Raw genomic sequence first — 4059 nt, 5'->3', positions numbered from 1 at the left:
ACGGGATCCGCACCACAGGGTCGATGCATATGGAGAGAGATCCCTCGCCGACGGACGAGGGGCCTCTCCTTGCGCCCGCTTGACAGGATCCGGGTCATATGGGGACTCAACAACTCCATCAAGGTGACGAGGCGCATGAGCTGCGGGCTCGAGACCTTCGAGCGCATGCGCAGGCGCTGCCTGCTGTCCCTGGGCTGCATGAGGATCGTCGAGCGCGGCGTCAAGGTCAACGGCGTGAAGCTCGAGGACCCGAGGCTCTAGCCCAGCCAAAGGAGACGGGAGGTGATGTCGCTTGGCCATGCCGCGCTGCCGCACAAGAAGGCGGTGACGCCCTTTGTCGATCCGCGTCCGTAGGGCGCAGAAAACCGAACATGCGGAGACCCGCCCTGCCGAGGGCGTAGGCTTCTGCGCCCAAATTTGGGCTCGAACAGGAGCTTTAGTTGTCAAAGATACGTTCAATTCCGAATGTTTTGCCTGATGGCGAGTTGATTATTGCGATTTTCTACCCAACTTGTTTATCAGAACCGCGCCTGATGACGTAGATGGGCATGTCCTAATCGATCTCCCCGTACTTCGCCTCGTAGCGCGGCAGGCACCAGGCTGCGAGCTTCTTGGTCTGCTTGAAGAAGAATAGCATCCAGTCGCGGCTGAACTCGTTGATGGACTCCTTGTAGAGCGCCCATCCCACGTAGTACCAGTTGTGGATGGCGGCGTAGGCCATCCAGTGCAGGTGCTCCGCCTCCGTGGCGGGACGGCCGAAGTAGGCCTCGAGGATGTCGAGGATCTTCGGCTCGTCGGCGCTGTACTCCAGCCCGGCGATCACGCGGCCGAAGTCGTAGCCGGGGTCGTTGTAGCCGGCGAACTCCCAGTCGATGATGTCGAGGGTGTCATCGGTCAGCAGCACGTTGTCGATGTTGATGTCGTTGTGGCACATCGTGTGCTCAACGCCGTCCATGTCGGCATAGCGCTGGAGCCTGCGCATCATGGCCCATTCCCTCTCGAAGACCTTGAACAGGTCTCCCTTCATCTTCGAGGCCTCCTTGAACAGGCGCTCGGTCTGGTAGATGGGGTCGTAGTCGTACTCCCCCCAGCCCTCCATGCCCCTGCCAGCGTCGTGGAAGGCCCTGATCTTCCTCGCGACGCGCTTCATCAGCTCCACATCCTCATAGTACACGCCGTGGATGTCCTTCACGTTCTCGCGGAACTTAGATATCTTGTTCCCGTCCTCGTCGATGTAGACGTAGGTGTCGTCCGCATGCGAGAGCGCGCCGAGCTTCTGCGCCACGCACTCGTTCTTTCGGTAGATGAAGAAGGCCGTCGAGTCGCCCGGGTAGCGGAAGATGTAGCGCTCGCCGCGCACCACGAAGGTGAACAGGATGTTGGAGAGGCCCTTCTCCAGAACGTTGATGTCGGAAATCTCGTCCTCGGAGCACTCGAGCACCTTGCAGATGATGCCGTTGATGCGCCCGCTGACGTTGCCGAGGAACAGGCCCTCGATGTTCTGGATCTCCTGTATGTGGTCGAACTCGTATACCATGTCGGCAGGGTACTCGCGGGCGTACATGTCGAGGTCGTCCACGTGCCTGCTGACGAACTCCTCCCAGAACATCTGAGAGATCCGGAAGTCGCGCTCCTCCTCTTCCATGAATCTCACGAAACGCGACGCGAACGCGGAGTCCATGAATGCGTGCCCGTAGACGCACTCGCCGCTCTTCGCGCAGCTGGAGACCTCCAGGATGCGCCCGCTCTCGTTCTTTCTCACGACGAGCTCGTCCGACGCGTCCTCCTTGAACACGGTCGCGTGGAACGAGTTGTACTCGTAGGGCGAGAACGGGTTCTCCTCGAAGTAGTTGTCGCAGTTGCAGATGTAGGTCGCCCCAAGCCTGTCGCGGACGGTGTAGAGCGAGTGGATGTTGCCCTTCTTCAGGTCCGGGTTGATCTCGAGCGTCACGCCCCACTTGTCCTGCAGGAAGAAGTAGAGCTCCTGCTTGTACGCGATGACGACGGTAACGTCCTCGATGCCGGCCTCGCGAAGCTGCCGGATCTGGCGCTCGATGAGCGTCTCGCCGTCCTTCATGAAGAGGCCCTTGGGCATGTTGTAGACAGACTTGGCGTTGATGTCGGCACCTCCCGCTGCGAGGATGACGGCGTTCCTCACGCAGCACGGCTCTATTTCCTCGAGCCCTGACTTGGTCAGCATGCCGTCTTCCACATACCCCTTGCGCTCGAGGCTGGCGAGCAGCTCGGACACCTCGTCGGCGTTCTTGAACACGTAGTGCCTCGTCTGCGCGCAGATCTCCTCGGCGTCGGGCCTGCCGCCTCCCAGGAGCGCCTTCGTCACCTCGAATTCCTTGTAAGTTATCACTGTCGGTTCTCCAATCCTTAACGTTGTCCCTGCAGTATCCGTTTATTCCGACTGCTCGCTTCTCCGCCTTTGCTCGAGCAGCAGCTGCCCTTCGAAATGGTCGATGTCGTGTTTTCGCGTGATCTTGACCTGGGGCGTCGTGCTCTGGGAAAACCATATTCGCTTGCCCAGGGCGAAGTAGAGCGAGGTCGTGTGCGGCTCGAGCTCGTCAAGCAGCCCGCCTTCCACGGCGATCTCGTATGCCTCCAAGAGCTCTCCGTACCTGAACGACCAAGGGTTCGCGAAGCCTTTGAGCGTCTCCCTGATGATGTTCTGAGTCGACGATTCCTCGTCGTCCTTTGCGCAGGTGCAGAGGCTTATGTCCGCGGAGGCGATCCCGTTGCCGTGCAGCTTGCAGACGCGTATGGAATCGTCGATGTCCTCCTGGGGGGTCATCGGCGCAGCCCCGAAGGTCACGACGACGACGTCGTCGTCCGAAAGCTTGCCCTTGAGGTTCATGACGCCGTTGAGGACGGACCCTTGGAACGTACTGCCGCCTTCGCAAACCCAGCGAGCTTTGTCGATCCCGTATTCCTCAATGATCCGCTCGGCTTCGGAGATCCAATCCGCGTGGCATACGACCTCGATATCGTCGACGTTTTGGTTCTGTTGGAAAATCTCGAGCGTGTAAGCAAGGATTGGCTTGCCCATCACCTCGACGAACTGCTTCGGCACACCCGCGCCCACGCGCGTGCCGGTACCGCCAGCGAGAACAATTGCCGTTACCATAAGACTCCTTTTCCAATGGGAAACGCCGCTATCCGTTGGCTGCGGCGTGTACTGCATCGACAAGTTCAAGGCGAACGCCGACGAGGGCAAGATGGCCGTGGCGATAGCCGATGGGGACGCGGAGTTTCTGGTCGAGATCCCACCACAGCTCACCTCCAAGTGCATCGGACACTTCTTCGAGGGGTTCAGTCAAAGGGAGCGCGCCTCCGTACGGTACTTCTGTTGCGACATGAGCCCCATGTTCACACGCGCGCAGAAGACCTGGTTTCCCGACGCAGTGCCGTGCATCGACCGCTTCCATGTGGCGAAGCTCGTGACCGACGCGTTTAACGATGTACGCAGACGAGTTCAAAGAGACGAGTCGCTGCCCGAGGCCCTGCACAAGGAGATCAGAGAGACCTAAAAGCTCTTCTTGATGCGCCTGGAGGAGTTCGAGCGTATCGATTTTGAGTACGCCGAGCAGCTTGCGGCGAGCCGCGCCACCTTGATGTCCACGCTCGACCTCACCGATGAGAAGATCGCCGAGCTTTCCCTTCTCAAGCCCCGCGAGGCACGAGCCGCCAAGGTGGAGCGCCTGCTCGAGGCAGACCTCGATCTTAAGTGCGCATACGAGCTCGTGCGCCTGCTCCGCGACTGGTCGGAGATGAAATGGTGCGCCGACAAGCGCGACTCGCTCGCCAAGTGGACCAGCCTCGCCGCCAGAAGCGGCATTCCTGAGACGAGGCGAGCCGCCAAGAGCATCAAGCGCAACCGGGAGGGCGTCCCCAACGGACACAAGCGCGCCTTGACCAACGCCACGGCCGAAGACAATATGACCCGGATCCAGACGCGGGGCTGCCCGAAGCAGCCCGCCCTGCCGCCAGGCACCCAGGGTTCGGGAGACGACAGACTCCCCGACATAGCGCAAGACAGGCGCGGCCCCAGGC

General features: G+C 60.5%; 5 protein-coding genes. 3 read left to right on the top strand and 2 right to left on the bottom strand.

The features are described 5' to 3' along the window. The first annotated feature begins 69 nt into the window (after window positions 1-69). Entirely contained in the window at window positions 70-261 is a 192-nt protein-coding gene (locus HRL41_RS11670) for a hypothetical protein (RefSeq protein ID WP_172137170.1), read from the top strand. 292 nt (window positions 262-553) lie between these two features. Here HRL41_RS11670 and HRL41_RS11665 read toward each other — a convergent pair whose 3' ends face one another. Both HRL41_RS11665 and HRL41_RS11660 read right to left on the bottom strand, forming a co-directional pair. Next, window positions 554-2365 carry a phosphotransferase gene (locus HRL41_RS11665; protein ID WP_172137169.1) on the bottom strand — a complete coding sequence of 604 codons (1812 nt, stop codon included), beginning with the start codon at window positions 2363-2365 and terminating at the stop codon, window positions 554-556. A gap of 42 nt (window positions 2366-2407) precedes the next feature. Then, the gene (locus HRL41_RS11660; RefSeq protein WP_253904896.1) at window positions 2408-3190 is read right to left on the bottom strand and encodes a 2-C-methyl-D-erythritol 4-phosphate cytidylyltransferase; all 783 of its coding nucleotides are present in this window, start codon (window positions 3188-3190) and stop codon (window positions 2408-2410) included. On the opposite strand from HRL41_RS11660, the gene HRL41_RS11655 reads away from it, so the two are divergent. Both HRL41_RS11655 and HRL41_RS11650 read left to right on the top strand, forming a co-directional pair. After that, window positions 3180-3536: a transposase gene (locus tag HRL41_RS11655; protein ID WP_172137168.1), complete on the top strand. Its 357-nt coding sequence runs from the start codon at window positions 3180-3182 to the stop codon at window positions 3534-3536. The genes HRL41_RS11660 and HRL41_RS11655 overlap by 11 nt on opposite strands. A 12-nt stretch (window positions 3537-3548) precedes the next feature. Beyond that, window positions 3549-4059, top strand: a 511-nt coding sequence (locus tag HRL41_RS11650) for a transposase (RefSeq protein ID WP_172137167.1), incomplete at its 3' end; no start/stop codon positions are given.

Source organism: Adlercreutzia sp. ZJ473, assembly GCF_013185065.1.
GTDB lineage: Bacteria > Actinomycetota > Coriobacteriia > Coriobacteriales > Eggerthellaceae > CAAEEV01.
The sequence above is the reverse complement of the archived record's forward strand: the minus strand, read 5'-3'. Positions and strand labels throughout refer to the sequence as shown.

Coding starts and splice junctions, on each gene's coding strand:
- HRL41_RS11660 (WP_253904896.1), bottom strand. CDS start 3,190: ATGCAGTACACGCCGCAGCCAACGGATAGCGGCGTTTCCCATTGGAAA.